We start from the raw sequence: 21,151 nt of genomic DNA, 5'->3' as shown, positions 1-21,151 counted from the left end.
CGATGACCAGGATCGGCATCATCCTCGGCAGCACCCGCCCCGGGCGTAACGGCGAAGCCGTGGCCCGCTGGGTCCTCGACGTCGCCAAGCAGCGCACCGACGCCGAGTTCGAGCTCGTCGACCTGCTCGACTACCAGCTGCCCCACCTCGACGAGAGCATCCCGCCCTCGCTGGGCCAGTACACCCAGCCGCACACCCAGCGCTGGGCCAGCACCATCGCCTCGTTCGACGGCTTCGTGATGGTCACGCCCGAGTACAACCACTCCACCTCCGGCGCGCTGAAGAACGCCATCGACTTCCTCTACGCGGAGTGGAACAACAAGGCGGTCGGGTTCGTCAGCTACGGCTCGGCCGGCGGCACCCGGGCAGTGGAGCACCTGCGGCTGATCGCCGGCGAGCTCCAGATGGCCGACGTACGCGCCCAGGTCGCGCTGTCGCTCTTCACCGACTTCCAGAACTTCAGCGTCTTCACGCCCAACGAGTTCCAGCGCGGCGCGCTCAACACCACCCTCGACCAGGTGGTGGCCTGGAGCGGCGCGCTCGCGCCGCTGCGCGCCCGCTGACCCGGTCCGGACGCGCCCGCTGGCGGCCGAGGACCGGGGACGCGGCGGGGCTTCCGGCCGAGCAGGTCCGGCGGCGGGAGAGCGCCCGCCCGGCGGGTTGACCGCCGCGGGTCCGCACCCGGCCCGGCGCGGGGGAGCGCGCCGGGCCAGCCCGGGGCGAGCGCGGGGGAGCGCGTCGGCCCGGCACGGGGGAGGCATCGGCCGGACGCGGTCAGCGTGGACCGCTGGCCGGTGCCTCCCGCGTCACAGCCGGTGGCGTACCCAGACGTTCGGCTCGACGTAGACGGCGTGGTCGTGCGTCAGGTCGCAGTGCACCGGCACGAGCGCACCCGGCACGTGCACCGGCCCGTCGGCGTCGAACGGCAGTCCGGTCCAGCCGCGCCAGTCGTCCAGCGTCCCGCTGATCACCATCGACCGGGGCGCCACCCGCTCGATGCGGCCGCCCGCGCGTACGTGCACCCGCAGCCACGGGTCGACCGGCAGGCCGTCCGCGCGGACCTGTCCGGCGTACTCGGTCATCGGCACGTCGGGCTGGCTGTGCTTGCCGTTCGGGCGGACCGGCGCGACCAACGTGTCGTAGCCCCGCTTCCGCACCGCGTCGCGCATGGCGGCGAGCATCCGCGCGGACAGGCCGGTGCCGCGCCGGTCGGGCCGGATGCAGATCTCCAGGGCCGACACGAGGTTCGGGGTGGCGCCGCCGAGCCGGTTGAGGGTGGCCCGCTGGATCACCCGGTCCCAGCCGCCGTCGGGAAGCTCCGCCTCGGTCCAGCGCAGCGGCACGGCGTACGCCTTGGCGACGGCGCGTTCCGGCTCGTCCGAGTCGACGGCGGCGAACACGAACTCGGGGTACAGCTGGTGGGCGACGCCGTAGTACACCGCGCCCATCGGGTCCCAGAGCATGAACGGCGGCCACGCCCCGGGGAAGTCCTCGTCCAGCAGCGGGGCCAGGTCCGGGCGGTCTGCCAGGCTCATGATGTCGATGGTCACCGCGGCACCTTAAGAGGCCCGCGCCGTCAACCGCACATCAATTACCCGCCCGGAGTGCGGCGGTGGGGCCTGCTTGACACGCTAGAAGGTTAGGCTAACCTAAGCGCGTGTCCGACGACCGAGTGTTGCTCCGTGACGAGAGCCTGCGTGGCGTGGACCTGCACCTGGGGTACCACGGCACCACCGTGGTCCGGGGCGCGTCCATCGCGCTGCGGCCGGGAGCGGTCACCGCGCTGGTCGGTCCGAACGGCAGCGGAAAGTCCACCCTGCTGCGGGCGCTGGCCCGACTGCACCCGATCGGCGGCGGCTCGGTGCTGCTCGCCGACGGCAGCGCCGCCGCCGGGTTGCCGGCCCGGGAGTTCGCCCGGCGGGTCACCCTGCTGGCCCAGAGCCGGCCGGTGCCCAGCGGGGTCACCGTCCGGGACGTGGTCGGCTACGGCCGACACCCGTACCGGGGGCGCTGGCGGGCCGACGACCCGGACGGGCCGGCCGCGGTCGGCCGCGCCATGGAGGTCACCGGCGTCACGGCGATGGCCGACCGCCCGGTCGACGAGCTCTCCGGCGGCGAACTCCAGCGGGTCTGGCTCGCCACCTGCCTGGCGCAGGACACCCCGGTCCTGCTCCTGGACGAGCCGACCACCTTCCTCGACCTGCGCTACCAGGTGGAGATCCTCGACCTGATGCGGGATCTCGCCGACGACCACCACGTCGCCGTGGGTGTCGTCCTGCACGACCTCAACCAGGCCGCCGCCGTCGCCGACGAGGTGGTCCTGCTGCACAACGGTCGGGTACGCGCCGCCGGCGCCCCCGTCGACGTCCTCACCGAGGACGCCCTCACCGAGACGTACGGCATCCGGATCGAGGTGACCACCGATCCGGTCAGCGGAATCGTCACGACCCGCCCGGTGGGCCGGCACCTGACCCGGCTGCCGGCCTGACCCATCATTCCCGTTCGTACCCGAGAAAGATCACCATGACCCGTACCCGTGTCACCGCCCTGGTCGCTGCGGCGGCCGCGCTGCTGCTCAGCGCCTGCGGCACCACCGAGAACGCCGCCACCCCGGCGGCGTCCAGCTCTTCCGCCAGCGGCCCGGTGACCGTCACCGACAGCCGGGGCAAGCAGGTCACCCTCAAGGCCCCGGCGACCAAGGTCGTCGGCCTGGAGTGGGGCGAGGTCGAGATGCTCGTCAGTCTCGGCGTGATGCCGGTCGGCGTCGCCGACACCAAGGGCTACGGCACCTGGGTCACCGCGGCCAAGCTCGACGCCGGGGTGAAGGACGTCGGCACCCGGGCGGAGCCCAGTGTGGACTCCATCGTCGCCCTCCAGCCCGACCTGGTGGTGATGGAGGACGACCGGGGTGGTGCCCTGGTCACCCAGCTGGAGAAGTACGTCCCGGTGATCGTCACCAAGGGCAGCGACGCCAAGGACAACCTCGGCCGGATGCGGTCGGACCTCAACCTGATCGCCCAGGCGGTCGGCAAGACCACCGAGGCAGAGAAGCTGCTCGCCGACTTCGACGCCGCCATCGCCGACGGCAAGAAGAAGATCGCCGACGCCGGGGCCGCCGGCCGGCCGTTCGCCATCGCAGACGGCTGGAAGGAGGGCAGCACGGTCAGCATCCGGATGTTCGGCCAGGGCGCGCTCGTCTCTCAGCTCGGCATCCAGCTCGGTCTGACCAACGCCTGGACCGGCAAGACCGACGAGGTGTGGGGCCTGGGCCAGACCGACGTCGAGGGCCTGACCGGGCTCAAGGACCCGAACCTGCACTTCTTCTACAACGCCTCCGACGGCGACGACGTCTTCGCCGACGGGCTCGCCAGCAACGCGATCTGGAAGTCGTTGCCCTTCGTCAAGCAGGGCAACCTGCACCGGATGCCGGACGGCATCTGGACCTTCGGCGGGCCGCTCTCCGGCAAGCAGTACATCGACCAGCTCGTGAAGACCTACACGGTGTGACCACGCTGACCGCACCCCCGCGCCCGGAGCCGGCCACCCGGCCGGCTCCGGCCGGGCCGCTGTCCGCGCCCCGGGTGGTCGGGGCGTTCGTCGCCGGGGCCCTGCTGCTGCTCGTGGTCGCGGCGGTGCACCTGACCCAGGGCACCTCGACCGTCGGCGCCCTCGACCTGCTGCGACTGGTCACCGGCGGCGAGGACGAGGCGGCCCGGGTCCTGGTCGCCTCCCGGATCCCGCGGCTGCTCGCCGGGCTCGCCATCGGCGTCGCCCTCGGGTGCGCCGGCGCCGCCCTGCAGTCCATCGCCCGCAACCCGCTCGCCTCGCCGGACACCCTCGCCGTCAACGCCGGCGCGCACCTGGCCATCGTGACGGTCGCCGCGTTCGGCATCTCGCTGCCCGTGCTGCCGGCGGGCGGGCTCGCCCTGCTCGGCGGGCTGGCCGCGGCCGCCCTGGTGATGGCGTTGTCCGCCGGCGGCCAGTCGAACACCACCCGGCTCATCCTGGCCGGCTCCGCCACCGCGTTGGCGTTGAACTCGGCCACCATGCTGCTGCTGATCCTGTTCGAGCAGGGCACCATCGGCCTGTTCGCCTGGGGCAACGGCTCGCTCGTGCAGAGCGACCTGAACGCGCTGACCCAGCTCGCCCCGGTCATCGGCGTCGCCGTGGTCGCCCTGGTGCTGCTCGGGCACCGCCTCGACATCCTGGCCCTCGGCGACGACACCGCCACCGTGCTCGGTCTCGACGTACGGCGTACCCGGCTGATCGTCACCGTGCTGGCCGTGCTGCTCTCCGCCGCCGCGGTCACCCTGACCGGCCCGGTCGGCTTCGTCGGGCTCTGCGCGCCGGTCATCGTCCGGCTGCTCGGGCCGCTGGTGCCCGGCGTGCACCGGCACCGCGTGCTGCTGCCGCTGTCCGGCATCGCCGGCACCATCATCGTGCTCGGCTCCGACGTGCTGCTGCGCGCCGTGATGGGCGCGCAGGCCGGCGTGGACATCCCCACCGGCGTGGTGACCACGCTGTTCGGCGCGGCGATCCTGATCTGGCTGGCCCGCCGGCACCGCGACGCCGGGCCGACCCGCCGCCCGCCCGGCGGCCACGCGGCCGTGCGGTCGGCGACCTTCCACCGCGCCGTGGTCGCCTGCTGCGCCGTGCTCGCCGTCACCGCGGTCGTCGTCGGCATGCTCGCCGGCGACACCTGGGTGCTGCTCGGCGACATCGTCAACTGGGTGCAGGGGCGCACCGGGCCGGCGTACACCTTCGTGCTGGACCAGCGGTGGCCGCGGGTCGCCGCGGCGGTGCTGGCCGGCGCGGCGCTCGCGGTCGCCGGCACCACCGTGCAGGCGGTCTGCCGCAACCCGCTGGCCGAGCCCGGCATCCTCGGCATCACCGCCGGCGCCGGCCTCGGCGCGGTCTCGCTGCTCACCTTCGTGCCGCTGGCTGGGGTGTGGGCCGTCTCCGGGGTCGCGGGTCTCGGCGCGATCCTCGCCTTCGCGCTGGTCTACGGCGCGGCCTGGCGCGGCGGGTTGAGTTCCGACCGGCTGGTGCTGATCGGGTTCGGCGCCTGGTACGGCGGCATGGCGGTGATCACGTTCCTGATCGTCGCGTTCGACCCGTGGAACACCGCCAAGGCGTTGACCTGGCTCTCCGGCTCCACCTACGGCCGGACCGCGACGCAGGTGCTACCGGTGGCGATCGCGCTGGTGCTGCTCACCCCGGCGGTCGTGGCCGCCCGGCGGGAGCTGGACCTGCTCGCCCTCGACGACGACACGCCGCGGGTGCTCGGCGTGCGGTTGGAACGCGCCCGCTTGGTCGCGCTGGTCGCGGCGGCGCTGCTCACCTCCACCGCCGTGTCGGCGGTCGGCGTGATCGGCTTCGTCGGGCTGGTCGCCCCGCACGCGGCCCGCGTGCTGGTCGGTGGCCGGCACAGCCGGGTGCTGCCGGTCGCCGCGCTGCTCGGGGCGCTGCTGGTCAGCCTCGCCGACACCCTGGGTCGGACGGTCATCGCGCCGGCGCAGATCCCGGCGGGCCTGGTCACCGCGTTGATCGGCACGCCGTACTTCGTCTGGTTGCTGTGGCGTTCCCGCGCCGTGGTGTCGCCCTCAGCCCGCTGACGAGTCGCCGCGTCCCGCTCGTCCGCGCTGTCCTGCCGGCCCTTCATCCACCTCGTGGCGGCCGGCAGGCGGTGCAGAAGCGGGTCGACGGGCGGTGCGCGAGCTGTTCGATCGGGATGTCGCGGGCGCACCGCTCGCAGCTGCCGTAGCCGTCCTGTTCCAGGTAGTGCAGGGCGCGGGCGATGTCGCCCAGGGCCCGGCGCGACGCGGCCGTCAACGCGGCGGCGGCCGCCGGATCGGCGCCGGGCAGCTGACTCGCCTGCCGGGCCAGCAGCGCGAGCTGGGTGGTGTGCCGCTCGTACTGCTCCTCCAGGACGATCCGCAGCACCCCCAGCTCGTCCTGCCTGCTCACGGCGTACACGTCGGGTTTCCCTCCGGTGGGCACATGGCAGAGCGGGCGGAGCGCCGCCGCGCTCCGCCCGCTCGTTCAGTGGTGGTCAGCGCAGCGGGTCGAAGGGGCGCAGCTCCGCCGGCTGCCGGCCGGTGGTGATCTGCTCGGCGAGCAGCGTGCCGGTCAGCGGGCCGAGGGTGATGCCCCACATGCCGTGGCCGCCGGCCGCGAAGACCCGCGACGACCGGGTCCGGCCGATCAGCGGCAGGCCGTCCGGGGTGCAGGGGCGCGAGCCCACCCACTCGTCGGTGCGGGCGTCCAGGTCGGCGCCGCGCAGCAGCGGCCGGGCGGCCTCGGCGATGGCGGTGATCCGGCGGCGGTCCAGCGGCGCCTCGGCGCGGCGGAACTCCATCATCCCGGCGACCCGCAGCCGGTCGCCGAGCGGCGTGCAGGCGACCCGCTGCGCCGGGAAGTACACCGGCCCGGCGGGCATGTGCTCGATCGGGACGCTGAAGCTGTAGCCGCGGCCGGCCTGCACGACGGTCCGGACGCCGAAGCGCCGGGCCAGCTCACCGAACCAGGTGCCGGTGGCCAGCACCACCGCGTCGTACCGGTCGTCGGCGCCGGCCGCGGTCACCACCCGCACCCCGGCGCCCTCGTCGCGGACGTCCACCACGTCCACCCCCGTCACGATCGAGGCGCCGCGGGCGCGGACGGAGTCGGCGAGCGCGTGCACGTACTGGCCGGGGTTGACGAAGCGCTGGCCGTGCAGGCGGATGGCGGCGCCGACGTGGTCGGAGAGGGAGGGCTCCACCTCGCGCGCCTCGGCCCCGGTCAGCACGTCGAACTCGATCTCCTGGCCGGCGGCGTGGATGTGCCCCAGCTCGTCCAGCAGCACCGAGCGTTCGGTCTCGGTCCGGTACGCCGCGATGAACGACTTCGCCTCGTTCGCCCGGGCGGTGACCCCGCCCGCCTCCAGCGCCTCGAACGTCTCCAGCGCGCGGCGGTTCATCGGGATGTAGGCCCGCATCGCGGTGCGCCACTTGGCGGCGGTGCTGTGCCGGGTGAAGCCGGCCAGGAAGCGCAGCAGCTTGACGTCCGCGCGCGGCGGCACGTAGACCGGCGACGACGGGCTGAGCACGGCGCGCAGCCCGTAGCGGAGCACCGCGGGCTCGGGCAGGGGAGTGGTGATGCCGGGGGTGAGCCAACCGGCGTTGCCCCAGGACGCGCCCGCCGCCACCCCGGTGCGGTCGAGCACGGTGACCCGCACCCCCCGCTCCTGCAGGAACCAGGCGGTGGCCAGCCCGACCATCCCGGCGCCGATGACGGCGACGTGCTGGGGAGCGGGCCCGGGCTGGGCGGCAGGCATCGGTTCTCCTTCGGATCAGCGGGGGATCGGGCCCAATCCTGGCCGCGCCGGGCCGGAACGTCATTGTCCGGCCCGGCCAACGATCGCCCCGCCCATTGGCCGCAGCGGACAACACCGAGGCATAATCATCATCATGATCACCGTGGGTGGCGTGGTGGACGCCGTCGGTGCCGCGCTGCTCCAGGTCGTCGTCAGCGGCGCCACGGCGGAGGTCCGCGACGTCACCTTCGCCGACCCCGACGACGCGACCACCGGCGAGCGGGGCGACCTCGTCCTCGGCGCCGGCATCGCCACGCCCGAGCAGGCGATCGGCGTGGTCGCCTGGTGCGCGGAGACGGCCGCGGCCGGCCTCGTCCTGAAGCCGCCGCTGGCCACCCACCCCGAGGTGACGGCGGCCGCCGCCGGCCGCGACCTGACCCTGGTCGAGCTGCAGAGCCACGGCTCGTGGGCCCAGCTCGTCTGGCTGCTCCGCGGGGTGATCGACCGGGCGGTCGCGCCGGGGCCGCCGGAGACCGGCGAGGCCGGGGTGTACGACGAGCTGTTCGCCCTGGCCGACGCGACCGCCGCCATCGTCGACGCGCCGGTGACCATCGAGGACGCCCAGTCCCGGGTGCTCGCCTACTCCTCACGCCAGGACCGCACCGACCCGGCCCGCGTCTCGACCATCGTCGGGCGGCGGGTGCCCGGCGAGGTGATCGCGCACTTCCGGTCGCGTGGGGTGTTCCGCAAGCTCGCCACCGGCAGCGACCTGATCTTCGTACCGCAGGGGCCGGACGGGACGCTGCCCCGGCTGGTGATCCCGATCCGGGCCGGCGGCGAGCTGCTCGGCTCGATCTGGGCGGTGGTCGACGGCCCGGTGCCGGACGAGCGGCTGCGCGACCTCCAGGGCACCGCGTCCCAGCTGGCGCTGCACCTGCTCCGGCTGCGGGTGCAGGCCGACGTCGCCCGCCGCGCGGCGGCCGACCGGCTACGCGCCGCGCTGCGCGATCCCGGCCGGCTCGGCCGCGAGGAGCTGGGCCTGCCCGCCGGTCCGTGGCGGGTGGTCGCGCTCGGGGCCCACGGCGGTACGCCGGAGCTGGTGCACAACCTCGCCCTGTGGGAGTCGATCACCCGCCGGCACGGGTGGCGCCAGCCGCTGATCGCGGACCTCGGTGAGGTGCTGTTCGCCGTGGTGGCCGCCGACGGCGAGGCGCCCGGCTCCTGGCTGTGGCTGGAGCGGTTGATCCACGACATCGCCCGGCACGACCCGGGGCTGTCCGCCGCCTCGGGCGGTGTCGCCCGCACCCTGCCGGACCTGCGGCGCTCCCGCGCCGAGGCGGCGGAACTGCTCGCCCTGCACGGGCCGGCCCGGCGCGGCCCGGTGCTGCGGTTCGAGGACGTCTGGGCGGACGTGGTCGTGCACCGGGTGGTCAGTACGGTGCCGCGGGCCGACCTGCTGGTCGGCGGGCCGCTGCCCGCCCTCGTCGCGCACGACCGGCAGCACGGCACCGACTACGTCGCCACGGTCGCCGCCTGGATCGAGGAGCAGGGTGACCCGACGAGGGCGGCCCGACGGTTGCACGTGCACCCCAACACGCTGCGGTACCGGATGCGCCGCCTCGCCGAGGTCGTCCCCGTCGACCTGGGCTCGGCGCGTACCCGGCTGGCGCTGCAGATCCAGCTCGCCGCGCTACGCCGGGAACCGCTCGCGCCAGGCGGGTGACTAGCTGGTCCGTCAGCCGCGCTGCCAGCGGATCTCGCCGCCGACGACGGTGGTCAGCACCCGGGTGCGCAGCACCGCCTCCGGTGACTCCCGCAGGGGATCGGTGTCGACCGCGATGAAGTCGGCGAGCATGCCGGGCGCGAGGACGCCCTTGCGCTCCTCCTCGCCGGCGGCCCGGGCCGCGCCGAGGGTGTGCGCGGCGAGCGCCTCGGCCATGCTGAGCCGCTGCTCAGGCTGCCAGCCGCCGGCCGGCGTCCCGTCCGGGCGGCTGCGGGTCACCGCCGCGTAGAGCGCGGGGAACGGGTTGGGATGCTCCACCGGGGCGTCGGAGCCGAAGGCGAGCGGCACGCCGGCGTCCAGCATCCCCCGCCAGGCGTACGAGGCCAGGTCGTGTCCGGCGAGCAGGCTGTCCACCAGGTCGATGTCGCTGGTGCAGTGCACCGGCTGCATCGAGGCGACGATGCCCAGCCGGGCCATCCGGGGCAGGTCGGCGGCCCGCAGGTGCTGGGCGTGTTCGATCCGGTGCCGCAGCCCGGGCGTACGGCCGATGGCCTGGTAGGCGTCGATCACCAGATGGTTGGCCTGGTCGCCGATGGCGTGCGTGGCCACCGCGATGCCGGCTTCCGCGGCCCGGGCGAAGAGCTTGACCAGATCCTCGTACGGGGTGACCGCGATGCCCACGTTGTCGTGCTCGCCGGCGAACGGCTCGCTCATGTGGCAGGTGTGCGAGCCCAGCGCGCCGTCGCTGAAGATCTTCACCGGCCCGGTGCGGAACCAGTCGTCGCCCTGCCCGGTGCGGCGGCCCTCGGCGATCGCGGCGTCCAGGTGGCTCATCGGGATCGCCTTGTGCACCCGCAGCTTCAGCTCGCCGGCGGCGCGCAGCTCCAGGTAGGCCGCCCGGCAGTCCTCGCCGTCGATGTCGTGCACGCTGGTCAGGCCGAGCGCCAGCAACTCCTCCTGTGCGGCGCGGAGCTGGTCGCGCAGGTCGGGGGAGACCATCAGGTCGCGCAGCGGCCGGCAGGCGGACTCGCGCAGGATCCCGGTCGGTTCGCCACGCTCGTCCCGGACGATCTCCCCGCCCACCGGGTCGGGGGTGTCGGCGTCGATGCCGACCAGTCGCAGCGCGGCCGAGTTGGCCCACACCGTGTGCCCGTCCACGCTGGGCAGCGCGACCGGCAGTTCGGGGCAGACCGAGTCCAGCGCGTACCGGTCCGGCTGGACCGGCGGATCCCAGGTGTTGCTGTCCCACCGGCCCCCGAACAGCCACCCGCCGGGTCGCAGCCGCGCCGCGTGCGCGGCCACCCGGGTCAGTGCCTCGGCCAGCGAGCGGACGTCCCGCAGGTCCACGGCGTCCAGGCTCTGCGCGTACTGCGCGGTGTGGATGTGGGCGTCGTAGAGGCCGGGGAGCACCGCGGCGCCGGCCAGGTCGACCAGCTCCGCGCCCGCTCCGGCGGCCGCGCGTACCTCCGCCTCGGTGCCGACGGCCAGCAGCCGCTCGCCGTCGACGGCCATGGCCTGGGCCGACGGGTTGGCGCGGTCGCCGGTGTGGATCGCGGCGTTGCGGTACACGCGGATGCTCATGGCACCTTCCGGGGTCGAGGGACGGGTGGCCATCACTGTAGGAGGGGGAGCCGGCGGCGGGAAGATCGTCGAGCCGGATCCGGCGCGGCTCCGCGCGGTCCCAGGCCAGCGGCGGACCGTCCACCGTGGTACCCGCACCGTCGCGTCCTCACCTATCCTCGGGTCATGCGAGACCGGCGGGTGCTGCTGCTCTGGGCCGGGTTCGCGGTGACCGCGCTGGTGTCCACGCTGCTCGTGCTGCGCCGCGAGGACCGCCTCTCCGACCTGCACATCTACTACGGGGCGCTGGCCGACCTGCGGGCCGGCCGCCCGCTCTACGGCTACGTGGCGGAGAACGGCGGCCCGTTCACCTACCCGCCGTTCGCCGCGCTGGCGCTGTGGCCGATCACTGTCGTGCCAGAGGGCGTGGCGCAGGTGGTCTGGCTGCTGGCCACGTACGCCGCGGTGGTCGCCGTCGCCGTGCCGGTCGGCGCCGCCCTGACCGCCGGCCGGTCCCGGCGGGCGCTGGTGGTCGCGGCGGTGGCGCTCGGGCTGCTGCTCTCCGCGCCGGTGCAGAGCAACCTGCGCTTCGGGCAGGTCAGCATCTTCATCGTGCTGGCGGCGCTGCTCGACGGGATGGGCGTCGTGCCGGCCCGGCTGCGCGGGATCCTGGTCGGGGTGGCCGCGGCGATCAAGCTGACCCCGCTACTGTTCGTGGTCTACTTCCTGGCCACCGGCCGGTGGCGCGACGCCGCCCGGGCGATGGCCGCCTTCGTCGCCTGCGCGGGCATCGCCGCCGTCGTGCTGCCGGGGGAGAGCTGGACCTACTGGGCCGGCACCGTGCTGGAGACATCCCGGATCGGCAACCTGGCCTCGCTGGGCAACCAGTCGGTGCACGGGATGCTGCTGCGCGTCGGCGTCGACGAGGCCGCCCTGCCGCTGGTGTGGGCCGCCCTGGTGGCCGCGATCTGCGCGGTGGCGCTGCTGCGCGCCCGACACCTGGCCGCGCACGGCCGGCCGGGGCACGCGGCGGTGCTCATCGGCTGCGCGACAGTGGCCGCCTCCCCGGTGTCCTGGACCCACCACCAGATCTGGACGGTGCTCGCCGCCATGCTGCTGATCGGGCTCGCCGGCGTCGCCCGCCGGGTGGCCGGCGTCGCGCTGCTGGCGACCATGGTGGTGTCGCTCGGTGCCGTGCTCAGCCCGATCTCGACCCGGCCGGGCGTGCAGTTCCTCTTCGAGAACGCGCGCACGCTCGGCGTGTGCCTGCTCTGCCTGGCCGGGTTCGGCGGGGTGGCGGTCGCCGCCACCCGCACCGCCCGTACGGCGGCGCCACGCCGGGCCTGGCTGCGGGTCGGCGTCGCGGCCGCCGCCACCCTGGCGTTCTTCGCCGTGCAGCCGCTACCGGCCGGCGCCGATCCCACCTTCAAGGCGTACGACCTCGACGACGTGGTCAACCCGCGGTACTTCTTCGTCTGCCGCGGGCCGGCCGAGTGCGCCGCCTTCGGCACCGACGCGCCGGTCACCTTCGGCACCCGGGTCGAGAAGACGAAGGTACGGGTCAACGGGGTGGTCGCGCCGCGGGTGGCGCGGCTGGCCTACTACTCGGCGCCGGGCGGCGCGCCCCGGGAGATCCCGCTGCTGGCCGCCTACCCAGGAACCCGGACGTTCTCGTTCCGGTCGGCGACCATGGCGCACGGGCGGCTGGTCGCCTACGCCGCCGACGGCCAGCCGATCGCCACGTACGACGAGGAACTCGCCGCCGGGTTCCGCGCCGACCCGCCGTAGGCCTCGGTCACGACCGCCGATGGTGCGGGGCGACCGCGCGGCAGCTTGGCCTGTTGTCAATGTAGCGTTGACAGGGTGACCTCGGAGCTGGCCCAGTTGGCCGACCTGCGCGCCGCCCGCGCCCGGCTGGACGAGCAGGAACTGGAGCTGATCGACCGGGCGCGCCACGGCGGCGCGACGTGGGCGCAGGTCGCCGCCGCGCTGGGCCTGATTAGCCGGCAGGCCGCCGAGCAGCGCCGGCACCGCCTGGCCGCCGCCCGGTCGGCGCGCCGGCGCAGCCTTGACCTGCGCTACCCGCCGACCATCGCGGCGATCCGGAACGCGGTGGCGGACCTGCGGCGATGGATCGACACGGACCGCCGGTGGGACAGCCGGTTCCGCCGGGCGGAGCTGGTACGCCGCACCGCCGAGGCCGCCCTCGACGCCCCGCCGGGGTCGCTGTACGCGCTGGCGCTGCTGATCGCCGCCGACCTCGCGCAGGCGGGGCCCGAGCGGCTGCCCGCACCCGTCCAGGACGTCGCGGCGATCCTGGACGCCGCCCTGTCAACAGGGCATTGACAGCTCCTCGCCCATATTGCCTGTTGTCCGCGCAAGTCTGAGGATGTGAGTCGTCCCGGCTCAACTCTGGAGGGCTCATGCGCCGCAACGCTGGCCTGTTCGTGGCGATCTCGCTGTTGTCCGGCTTCGGCAGCACCGCGATGGCCCTGGTGGTCGGCATCTGGATCCTCGACCTCACCGGCTCCACCAGCCTCGCCGCCCTCGCCGGCCTGTGCGTGTACGCCCCGGTCCTCGCCGGCCCGTGGCTGGGCGCCCTGCTCGACCGGGTGCCTCGGCGTCCGCTCGTCATCGCCGTCAACCTGGCGTTGGCCGCCGTCCTGCTGAGCCTCCTCGCCGTCCGGGGGCCCGGGCAGACCTGGCTGCTGTTCGCCGTGTCGTGCGCCTACGGCCTCAGCTACGTCCTCATCGACGCCGGCGAGACGGCGCTGCTGCCGGCCGCCCTGTCGCCCGCCGAACTCGGCGACGTCAACGGGTGGCGCTCCAGCGCCCAGGAGGGCATGAAGTTGGTCGCCCCGGCGGCCGGCGCCGGCCTGTACGCCTGGCACGGCGGTCACGCCGTGGCCGTACTCAGCGCCGCCATGCCCGTGCTGGTCGCCGCCCTGTACCTGGCGGTGCGACTGGTCCACACCCCACCCGACCCGCCGACCCGACGGCAGGGTGGCCTCCGGGCCGGGCTCGCCGTCCTGGCCGGGCAGCGGGCGACCCGCGTCCCGGTGGCGCTGGCCGCGGTGTCGATCGCCATGTCCGGCCTCACCACCGCGGCGCTGTACGCGATCGTCGTCACCGAACTGGACCTGCCGGCGACGTTCCTCGGCGTGCTGGTCAGCGCCCAGGGAGCGGGGTCGCTGGTGGGCGGTCTGATCGTCGGCCGGCTCATCGCCCGGCGCGGCCCGGCCGCCGTCGCCGTCGCCGGCACCGTGCTCTTCGCGGTCGGCTGCCTGGCGCGGTGCCTGCCGTGGTGGCCGGTCACGGTGGTCGCGTCGGTGGTCGCCGGTGTCGGTCTGCCGTGGACGCTGGTCGCGGCGGTGACCGCGGTGCAGACGCACACCCCGGCGGCGATGCTCGGCCGGGTGGCCGGGACGGCGAACACCGCGATGTTCGGGCCGATCGCCGTGGCGATCCCACTCGGCTCCGCCGCCGTCCACCTCGGCGGGCGACCGCCGCTGATCGCGGCGGCGGTGATCTGCCTGATCTCTGCGGCGGTCGCCTGGCGGAGCCGTCGGCCCGAAAGTTTCGAGGCTCCGGCCGGCGCCCGTGCCGGCATGGTGACGGAGCCTTCCCGGTGAGACATCAGCGGTAAGGGGCTGTTCGGGGCTGGCCGTGAGCCGTTACGGTGGGCGAAATCTTGACGCTACCCGGCAGCGATTTCCGGAAACCTGCCGGGAGGAGAATCTGGAGGAGTCGACCATGTCGACCGAGATCGCAGAGTTAGCCACCGCCCGGTCGATCCGCAACCCCGTCCTTACCGGCTTCCACCCGGACCCGTCGATCCTCCGCGTGGGCGACGACTACTACCTGGCCACCTCGACGTTCGAGTGGTACCCCGGGGTGCGCGTGCACCACTCCAGGGACCTCGTGCACTGGCGGGCGCTGGGCGGCATCATCACCGAGCGCCGCCTGCTGGACCTGCGCGGGTGCGGCGACTCCAACGGGGTGTGGGCACCCGACCTGTCCTATCACGACGGCCTGTTCCACCTGGTCTACAGCGACGTGGCCAGCTTCGCCAGCGGCTACTGGGACGCCCAGAACTTCCTCACCACCGCGCCCGACATCACCGGCCCCTGGTCGGATCCGGTCGCGCTGCACGCGCACGGCTTCGACGCGTCGCTCTTCCACGACGAGGACGGCTCCACCTGGCTGCTGTCCATGAGCGCCGACTGGCGGCCGGGACGCGACCGGTTCGGTGGCATCGAGATCCAGCGTTACGACCGCGCCCGGCGGGAACTGGTCGGCGACGCGAAGATCATCTTCACCGGTACGGACGTCGGCCTGACCGAGGCGCCGCACATCTACCGCCACGACGGCTGGTACTGGCTGGTCACGGCCGAGGGCGGCACCAGCTGGGAGCACCAGGTCACCGTCGCCCGCTCGCGGGATCTGCTCGGCCCCTACGAGGTCGATCCGGCCGGGCCGCTGCTCACTTCCGTCGGCCGGCCGGACCTCGCGCTGCAGAAGGCCGGTCACGGCAGTCTGGTACGCACCCAGCGGGGCGACTGGTACCTCGCCCACCTCGTCGGACGTCCCTACACCCCGCTGGGCAACTGCGTGCTGGGGCGGGAGACCGCCATCCAAGAGGTCAACTGGCCGCGCGGCGGCTGGCCCCGCGTTCCCGGCGGCGTGCCGGCCACCGAGATCCCCGCCCCGGACCTGCCCGCCCACCCGTGGCCCGACGAGCCCGCGACCGACCACTTCGACGCGCCGCGGCTGGCCACCTGGTGGTCCACGCTGCGCCGCCCGGCGACGGCCGACTGGGTCGACCTGCGGTCCCGCCCCTCACACCTGCGCGTCCACGGTGGTCAGTCGCCGGTCGGCAAGCAAACGCCGAGTCTGGTCGCCCGGCGGGTCGGGGCGGCGCGTTGCTCGCTGGAAACGGTCGTCGAGTTCGACCCGGTCGACCACCGGCACCTGGCCGGGATCACCGGCTACTACAACACGCTGAACTGGTACTACCTCTACCTGACCCGGGCCGACGACGGCCGGGTGGTGCTGGAGCTGCTCAGCTCGGACAGCGGCCGACGGACCGCCTACCCGGAGCTCACCGTCGACGTCGGCACCGCCGCCCGCGTCGGGTTGCGCGTCGAGTTCGACGGGCCGGCGTTGCGGTTCGGCTACGACCTGGGCGACGGCTGGCGCCAACTCCCGGTCGAGTTGGACGCCACCATCCTCTCCGACGAGCACGCCGCCGTGATCGTCGACGGCGAGCCGGCCGCGTGGGGTTTCACCGGCGCGCTCCTGGGGCTGTGGGTGCAGGACCTCGGCGGCGACGGGGTGTCCGCCGACTTCGACCACGCGACGTACCTCGAACACTGAACCGCCGGGTCACCGACCAGGCCGGGCCGCTGGTCGGGCCCGGCCGCCGGTGCGGCCCGGCGCCCACGCCTGGACCCGCCGGCCCGAAAGTTTCGGCAGCTCGCCGGCCGGCATCGACTCGATGACGACGTCTGAGCCTGCCGGAAGCGCCCATTGACACGGCAGGTATCGACTCCTAACGTTCCGAGCTAGTTCCGGTTAGAGCCCCGAAACTTCCGGCGCCCCCGGTCGGAAGCCTGGCCGCACGGCCACCACCAATCCTTGATCGCCACGTCGGGTGCCGGCGGCAGACGTCGTGCCTCGGCTCGTCGGCGGCGGTCGATGGTCAGCCCGAAAGGAACGCAGATGAAGCTGAGACGGTGGATAGCCACCGGTGTGGTCGCGGTCGCGACCGTCGCCACGCTCAACGCCCTGCCGGCCACGGCAGGCCGCCAGTACGACCCCGCCGAGCAGAGCCTGCGTACGCTCGGCCAGCGACACGGCCTTCACATCGGCACCGCTGTCGATCTGGCCGTCCTCAACGACCCCGCCGACCCGCGGTACCGCCAGCTCGCTGCGTCGGAGTTCTCCTCCGTGACGGCCGAGAACGCCATGAAGTGGGAGAGCCTGGAGCCGACCCGGGGCAGCTACAACTGGGGGCCGGCCGACGAACTCGTGGCCTTCGCCCGCCAGAACAACCAGAGCATCCGCGGTCACGTGCTGGTCTGGCACAACCAGCTGCCCGGCTGGCTGACCAGCGGCGTCGCCGACGGCTCCATCAGCAAGGAGGAGCTGCGCGCCCTGCTGAAGAAGCACATCACCACGGTGGTGAGCCGGTACAAGGGCAAGATCTGGCAGTGGGACGTCGTCAACGAGGCCGTCAGCGACCCGTGGGACAACCCGCCGACCCTGCACTACAAGGGTTTCTGGGCCCAGCACCTCGGGCCCGGCTACATCGCCGACGCCTTCCGCTGGGCGCGGGCCGCCGACCCGAAGGCGCTGCTGTTCTACAACGACTACAACATCGAGGCGTTCGGCTCGGGTGACCCGGCCAACGACAAGACGCAGTTCGTCTACGACATGGCCCGGCAACTGCGGGCCGAGGGCGTGCCCATCGACGGCATCGGCAGCCAGGGCCACCTGGGCACCCAGTACGGCAACTACGACACCCTGCAGGTGGCGGCGGCGCTGAAGAAGTTCTCCGGGCTGGGCCTGGCCACCGCGTTCACCGAGGTCGACGTGCGCAGCCAGCTGACCGAGGGGGTCCAGGCCGGTGACTCCGCCGAGATCAACCCGCGGCTGCAGGCGTCCGCGGCCAACTTCAGCGTGCTGCTGCGCGCCTGCCTGGCCGACCGGCACTGCCTGTCGTTCACCGTCTGGGGCTTCACCGACAAGCACTCCTGGGTGCCCGGTTGGTTCAGCGACCCGCCGGAGGGCATGGCCACCATCTACGACGAGAACTACCTACCCAAGCGGGCCTACCACGAGATGAAGGCCGACCTGATCTACGCCGGCCCGCCGTACGTACTGCCGCGCGTCCCGCACAGGCCGCGCCGGTGAATCACTGGCGGAGGCGGGGCCGCACGGCCATCCTGCTCGTCGTAGCACGGCAGGCCGGGCGGTCCCGCCGCCACCTCGACCACCTCGGCGGGCGGCGACGGGGTGCCGGGTCGTGACCGGGACCGACGGGTCAGCCGCCCGCCGTCGCGGCGCGGGACAGCGGCACCCCCGGGCCGGGGCGGTACGGGCCGCACGAGGCGCGGACGACCAGTTCGGTGGGCAGCCGGATGTGCGTGTCGCGCTCGACGCCGGCGATCAGGTCGACGAGCAGACGCAACGCCTCGGCGCCCATGCGCTGCAGCGGTTGCATGATCGTCGTCAGCGGCGGGTCGACCAGCGCCGACTCCGGGATGTTGTCGAAGCCGATCACCGACAGGTCGTCGGGCACCGTGAGGCCCATGCTCCGGGCGACGTCCATCGTGGAGATGGCCGAGAGGTCGTTGCCGGCGAAGATCGCGGTCGGCCGGTCGGGGAGTGCCAGCAGCTCCGCGGCCGTGCCGGCGGTGCTCTCGATCCGGAACCCGCCGACGCGTACGAGCCGCTCGTCGACCGGCACGCCGGCGTCGGCCATGGCCTTGCGGAAGCCCGCCTCGCGCAGGCGCGCCGACTCGAGGTCGGGGCGTCCGCTGATGTGCCCGATGCGGCGGTGGCCGAGCGACAGGAGGTATTCGGTCGCGAGCACGGCGCCGGCGAAGTTGTCGGAGTCGACCGTCGGCAGGCCGGACGGGCCCGTGTGCGGGTCGACGGCGACGACGTGGAAGCCCGGCTTGGTCTCGACCACGGTCGGCGTGACGATCACGGCCCCGTCGATGAGGGTGCCGGACAGGCGGGCCAGCGACCGGCGCTCCCAGCCGATCGCCGCGCCGCCGCCGTCACCGCCGGAGTAGGCCAGCAGCTGGTAGCCGGTGCCGGCGACCTCCCGCGACGCCCCCTTGAGCAGTTCGGTGGAGAACGGCTCGAACTCGGCGACCAGGATGCCCAGCACGTTCGTGCGGTGGCTGCGCAGGCTCTGCGCCCCCAGGCTGGCCTCGTAGCCGAGCTGGCGGATCACCTGCTGGACCCGCTCCACGGTCGCTTCTGCCACGCCGTACCGACCGTTCACGACCTTGGACACGGTCGCCACCGAGACGCCGGCCGTACGGGCCACGTCCGACATCTTCACACGCTGCGGAAACGCCACGCCGACGATGATACGAGCGCCCTCCGCAGCCCGTCACCGCAGATTCGAAAACGTTATCGATAACGATTGACACGAGGTTACACGGCTGTAAAACTCGGCCACCAGCCGAGTATCGCGACTGATTAGTCGAGGAGACACCGATGGCGATGAAGCGCCGTGCGGGCGCCGTCCTAGCGCTGTTCCTGACCAGCGCACTCCTTGTCACCGCCTGCAACGGCGGCGACGACGAAGCGCCCGCCGAGAGCGAGCTCTACAAGAACCCGGTGACCCTGACCTGGTGGCACAACGCCTCCCAGGACGGGCCCGGCAAGACCTACTGGGAGAAGGTCGCCAAGGACTTCTCCGCCCTGCACCCGACCGTCACGATCCAGATCGAGGCGATCGAGACCAACCAGCTCCAGCGCACCCGGCTCCCCGCCGCGCTGCTCACCAGTGACCCGCCGGACATCTTCGCCGCGTGGGGCGGCGGCGAGATGCGTGAGCAGGTGGAGGCCGACTACCTGAAGGACATCACCGACCAGGTCAAGACGGAGGTCGCCAACATCGGCAGCGCGACCGAGATCTGGCAGGTGGACGGCAAGCAGTACGGCCTGCCGTTCCGGATGGGCATCGAGGGCATCTGGTACAACAAGGACATGTTCGCCAAGGCGGGCATCACCGCCCCGCCGACCACCTTCGAGGAGCTCAACGAGGCGGTCACGAAGCTCAAGGCGATCAACGTCGTCCCGATCGCCCTGGGTGCCGGTGACAAGTGGCCCGCCGCGCACTGGTGGTACAACTTCGCGCTGCGCGCCTGCTCGGTCGACACGCTGAAGAAGGCGTCCATCGACCTGGTCTTCGACGACCCGTGCTTCGTCAAGGCCGGCCAGGACCTGAAGACCTTCATCGACACCAAGCCGTTCCAGGCCAACTTCATCGCCACCCCCGGGCAGAACGACCCGACCAGCGCCAACGGCCTGCTCGCCAACGGCAAGGCCGCGATGGAGCTGATGGGGGACTGGAACCGGGGCACCCTGGAGACCGCCGCCGAGGACCCGGAGGCACTGAAGAAGTTCCTCGGCTGGTTCCCGGTACCGGCGATCTCCGGTTCCGCCGGTGACCCGAAGGCGGCGCTCGGCGGCGGCGACGGGTTCGCCTGCGCCAAGAACGCCCCGGCCGAGTGCGTCGAGTTCCTCAAGTACATCGTCAGCCCCGAGGTGCAGAAGGGCTACGCCGAGACCGGCACCGGCCTGCCCGTCACCAAGGGCGCGGAGGGCGGCATCGCGGACCCGGCGCTGAAGTCCATCCTGGAGGCCACCTCCGGAGCGACCTACGTGCAGCTCTGGCTGGACACGGCCTTCGGCAGCACCGTCGGCAACGCGATGAACGACGCGATCGTCGCCATCTTCGCCGGCAACGGCAGCCCCGAGCAGGTCGTCTCGGCGATGAAGGCGGCCGCGAAGAAGTGACCTCCACCAACCCGACCCTCAACCCCGCCGGCGGCGCGCTCGCGCCGCCGGCGGGCCCCCCGGCCGCCCGACGCTCGTCCCGCGCGGCCGAGACCAGACGCAAGTGGTACGAGATCATCGGGCTCACCACACCGGCGATCGTCGTGTACGTGATGTTCGTGCTGGTGCCGATGGGCTTCGCGGTCTACTACAGCCTCTTCCGCTGGCGCGGGGTCGGGCCGCCCACCGAGTACGTCGGTTACGACAACTACGTCCTCGCCTTCCAGGACCCGATCTTCCTCGACGCGCTGCGCAACAACGCGATCATCGTGATCGGGTCGCTCGTGGTCCAGGGCCCCCTCGCACTGGGCATCGCCCTGCTGCTCAACCGTCGCTTCCGCGGGCGCACCGTGTTCCGCCTGCTGGTGTTCGTGCCGTACGTGCTCGCCGAGGTCACCGTCGGCATCATGTGGAAGCTGCTGCTGACCGACAACGGGACGGTCGACGCGCTGCTGCGGTCACTGGGGCTGGGCGGCCTGGTGCAGGCGTGGCTCGCCGACCTCGACATCGTCATCTGGACGATGCTGTTCGTCCTCACCTGGAAGTACGTCGGCTTCGCCATCATCCTGCTGCTCGCCGGCCTGTCGAACGTCCCGCCGGAGTTGACCGAGGCCGCAGCGATCGACGGCGCGAGCTGGTGGCAGACCCAGCGCCACGTCACGCTCCCGCTGCTGGGCCCGACGTTCCGGATCTGGATGTTCCTGTCGATGATCGGTTCGCTGCAGACCTTCGAGGTGATCTGGGTGACCTCGGTGCCCGCGGTGCGATCGCTCGGCGCCTCGGCCACCATGGCCACGTACATGGTGGACAACGGCTTCTTCGCCCGGCTGTGGGGCTACGGCAACGCGGTGGCCGTGATCCTGTTCGTCATCTCGTTCGTGGCGGCGCTGCTGTTTCAGCGCTTCCTGCTCCGCCGGGACATCGAGGGCGCCATCACCGGGAGGGTGAACTGACAGTGGTCGCCAATCCAGTTCCCTCCTCGAGCCGCCGCC

The 21,151-nt window shown here is 73.1% G+C and carries 17 protein-coding genes; 12 read left to right on the top strand and 5 right to left on the bottom strand.

The genetic code is table 11. From position 1 onward, the window contains the following. Window positions 1–2: 2 nt before the first annotated feature. Window positions 3–563: an NADPH-dependent FMN reductase gene (locus GA0070609_RS14500; protein WP_088994299.1), complete on the top strand. Its 561-nt coding sequence runs from the start codon at window positions 3–5 to the stop codon at window positions 561–563. A gap of 243 nt (window positions 564–806) precedes the next feature. On the opposite strand, the gene GA0070609_RS14495 is transcribed toward GA0070609_RS14500, so the two are convergent. Then, window positions 807–1,550, bottom strand: coding sequence for an N-acetyltransferase (locus tag GA0070609_RS14495; protein WP_231928767.1), 744 nt, complete (start codon window positions 1,548–1,550; stop codon window positions 807–809). A gap of 107 nt (window positions 1,551–1,657) precedes the next feature. Between GA0070609_RS14495 and GA0070609_RS14490 the strand changes: the two genes are divergently transcribed. Genes GA0070609_RS14490 through GA0070609_RS14480 form a run of 3 tightly spaced genes read left to right on the top strand, consistent with a single transcriptional unit; the run spans window position 1,658 to window position 5,615 of the window. Then, window positions 1,658–2,488 carry an ABC transporter ATP-binding protein gene (locus tag GA0070609_RS14490; protein ID WP_197700290.1) on the top strand — a complete coding sequence of 277 codons (831 nt, stop codon included), beginning with the start codon at window positions 1,658–1,660 and terminating at the stop codon, window positions 2,486–2,488. Between the two features lie 35 nt (window positions 2,489–2,523). Further along, complete coding sequence (locus GA0070609_RS14485) at window positions 2,524–3,507, top strand: ABC transporter substrate-binding protein (RefSeq protein WP_088994298.1); 984 nt, start codon at window positions 2,524–2,526, stop codon at window positions 3,505–3,507. Window positions 3,508–3,512: 5 nt separating this feature from the next. Beyond that, a complete protein-coding gene (locus GA0070609_RS14480; RefSeq protein WP_088997732.1) occupies window positions 3,513–5,615 on the top strand; it encodes an iron ABC transporter permease in 2,103 nt (700 codons plus the stop codon). A gap of 43 nt (window positions 5,616–5,658) precedes the next feature. Here GA0070609_RS14480 and GA0070609_RS14475 read toward each other — a convergent pair whose 3' ends face one another. Together GA0070609_RS14475 and GA0070609_RS14470 are read right to left on the bottom strand one after the other, a co-directional pair. Beyond that, a complete protein-coding gene (locus GA0070609_RS14475) occupies window positions 5,659–5,967 on the bottom strand; it encodes a TraR/DksA C4-type zinc finger protein (protein ID WP_157748166.1) in 309 nt (102 codons plus the stop codon). Window positions 5,968–6,052: 85 nt separating this feature from the next. Next, entirely contained in the window at window positions 6,053–7,315 is a 1,263-nt protein-coding gene (locus GA0070609_RS14470; protein ID WP_088994296.1) for an NAD(P)/FAD-dependent oxidoreductase, read from the bottom strand. Between the two features lie 133 nt (window positions 7,316–7,448). On the opposite strand from GA0070609_RS14470, the gene GA0070609_RS14465 reads away from it, so the two are divergent. Continuing rightward, entirely contained in the window at window positions 7,449–9,017 is a 1,569-nt protein-coding gene (locus tag GA0070609_RS14465; protein WP_088994295.1) for a helix-turn-helix domain-containing protein, read from the top strand. 12 nt (window positions 9,018–9,029) lie between these two features. Here the strand turns inward: GA0070609_RS14465 and GA0070609_RS14460 are convergent, their stop codons facing one another. Beyond that, window positions 9,030–10,598, bottom strand: a complete 1,569-nt coding sequence (locus tag GA0070609_RS14460) for an amidohydrolase (RefSeq protein WP_088994294.1) — start codon at window positions 10,596–10,598, stop codon at window positions 9,030–9,032. A 165-nt stretch (window positions 10,599–10,763) separates the two neighbouring features. On the opposite strand from GA0070609_RS14460, the gene GA0070609_RS14455 reads away from it, so the two are divergent. The 5 genes from GA0070609_RS14455 (at window position 10,764) to GA0070609_RS14435 (ending at window position 17,492) form a co-directional block, all read left to right on the top strand. Then, on the top strand, window positions 10,764–12,365 hold the full coding sequence (locus GA0070609_RS14455) for a glycosyltransferase 87 family protein (RefSeq protein WP_088994293.1): 1,602 nt from the start codon (window positions 10,764–10,766) through the stop codon (window positions 12,363–12,365). Between the two features lie 75 nt (window positions 12,366–12,440). Next, complete coding sequence (locus tag GA0070609_RS14450; RefSeq protein WP_088994292.1) at window positions 12,441–12,923, top strand: hypothetical protein; 483 nt, start codon at window positions 12,441–12,443, stop codon at window positions 12,921–12,923. A gap of 77 nt (window positions 12,924–13,000) precedes the next feature. Then, window positions 13,001–14,209 carry an MFS transporter gene (locus tag GA0070609_RS14445; protein ID WP_088994291.1) on the top strand — a complete coding sequence of 403 codons (1,209 nt, stop codon included), beginning with the start codon at window positions 13,001–13,003 and terminating at the stop codon, window positions 14,207–14,209. A gap of 121 nt (window positions 14,210–14,330) precedes the next feature. Further along, on the top strand, window positions 14,331–15,953 hold the full coding sequence (locus tag GA0070609_RS14440; protein WP_088994290.1) for a glycoside hydrolase family 43 protein: 1,623 nt from the start codon (window positions 14,331–14,333) through the stop codon (window positions 15,951–15,953). A gap of 345 nt (window positions 15,954–16,298) precedes the next feature. Beyond that, complete coding sequence (locus GA0070609_RS14435; protein ID WP_088994289.1) at window positions 16,299–17,492, top strand: endo-1,4-beta-xylanase; 1,194 nt, start codon at window positions 16,299–16,301, stop codon at window positions 17,490–17,492. Window positions 17,493–17,622: 130 nt separating this feature from the next. On the opposite strand, the gene GA0070609_RS14430 is transcribed toward GA0070609_RS14435, so the two are convergent. Beyond that, window positions 17,623–18,648: a LacI family DNA-binding transcriptional regulator gene (locus GA0070609_RS14430; RefSeq protein WP_172899514.1), complete on the bottom strand. Its 1,026-nt coding sequence runs from the start codon at window positions 18,646–18,648 to the stop codon at window positions 17,623–17,625. 164 nt (window positions 18,649–18,812) lie between these two features. Between GA0070609_RS14430 and GA0070609_RS14425 the strand changes: the two genes are divergently transcribed. Both GA0070609_RS14425 and GA0070609_RS14420 read left to right on the top strand, forming a co-directional pair. After that, a complete protein-coding gene (locus GA0070609_RS14425) occupies window positions 18,813–20,120 on the top strand; it encodes an ABC transporter substrate-binding protein (protein ID WP_088994287.1) in 1,308 nt (435 codons plus the stop codon). After that, window positions 20,117–21,112: a carbohydrate ABC transporter permease gene (locus tag GA0070609_RS14420; protein ID WP_088994286.1), complete on the top strand. Its 996-nt coding sequence runs from the start codon at window positions 20,117–20,119 to the stop codon at window positions 21,110–21,112. Before GA0070609_RS14425 ends, GA0070609_RS14420 begins: the two co-directional genes overlap by 4 nt. Window positions 21,113–21,151: the final 39 nt, after the last annotated feature.

Origin of the sequence: Micromonospora echinaurantiaca (assembly GCF_900090235.1) — a bacterium.
Lineage (GTDB): Bacteria > Actinomycetota > Actinomycetes > Mycobacteriales > Micromonosporaceae > Micromonospora > Micromonospora echinaurantiaca.
The sequence above is the reverse complement of the archived record's forward strand: the minus strand, read 5'-3'. Positions and strand labels throughout refer to the sequence as shown.

Coding starts and splice junctions, on each gene's coding strand:
- GA0070609_RS14500 (WP_088994299.1), top strand. CDS start 3: ATGACCAGGATCGGCATCATCCTCGGCAGCACCCGCCCCGGGCGTAAC.
- GA0070609_RS14485 (WP_088994298.1), top strand. CDS start 2,524: ATGACCCGTACCCGTGTCACCGCCCTGGTCGCTGCGGCGGCCGCGCTG.
- GA0070609_RS14470 (WP_088994296.1), bottom strand. CDS start 7,315: ATGCCTGCCGCCCAGCCCGGGCCCGCTCCCCAGCACGTCGCCGTCATC.
- GA0070609_RS14465 (WP_088994295.1), top strand. CDS start 7,449: ATGATCACCGTGGGTGGCGTGGTGGACGCCGTCGGTGCCGCGCTGCTC.
- GA0070609_RS14460 (WP_088994294.1), bottom strand. CDS start 10,598: ATGAGCATCCGCGTGTACCGCAACGCCGCGATCCACACCGGCGACCGC.
- GA0070609_RS14455 (WP_088994293.1), top strand. CDS start 10,764: ATGCGAGACCGGCGGGTGCTGCTGCTCTGGGCCGGGTTCGCGGTGACC.
- GA0070609_RS14445 (WP_088994291.1), top strand. CDS start 13,001: ATGCGCCGCAACGCTGGCCTGTTCGTGGCGATCTCGCTGTTGTCCGGC.
- GA0070609_RS14440 (WP_088994290.1), top strand. CDS start 14,331: ATGTCGACCGAGATCGCAGAGTTAGCCACCGCCCGGTCGATCCGCAAC.
- GA0070609_RS14435 (WP_088994289.1), top strand. CDS start 16,299: ATGAAGCTGAGACGGTGGATAGCCACCGGTGTGGTCGCGGTCGCGACC.
- GA0070609_RS14430 (WP_172899514.1), bottom strand. CDS start 18,648: ATGTCGGACGTGGCCCGTACGGCCGGCGTCTCGGTGGCGACCGTGTCC.
- GA0070609_RS14425 (WP_088994287.1), top strand. CDS start 18,813: ATGGCGATGAAGCGCCGTGCGGGCGCCGTCCTAGCGCTGTTCCTGACC.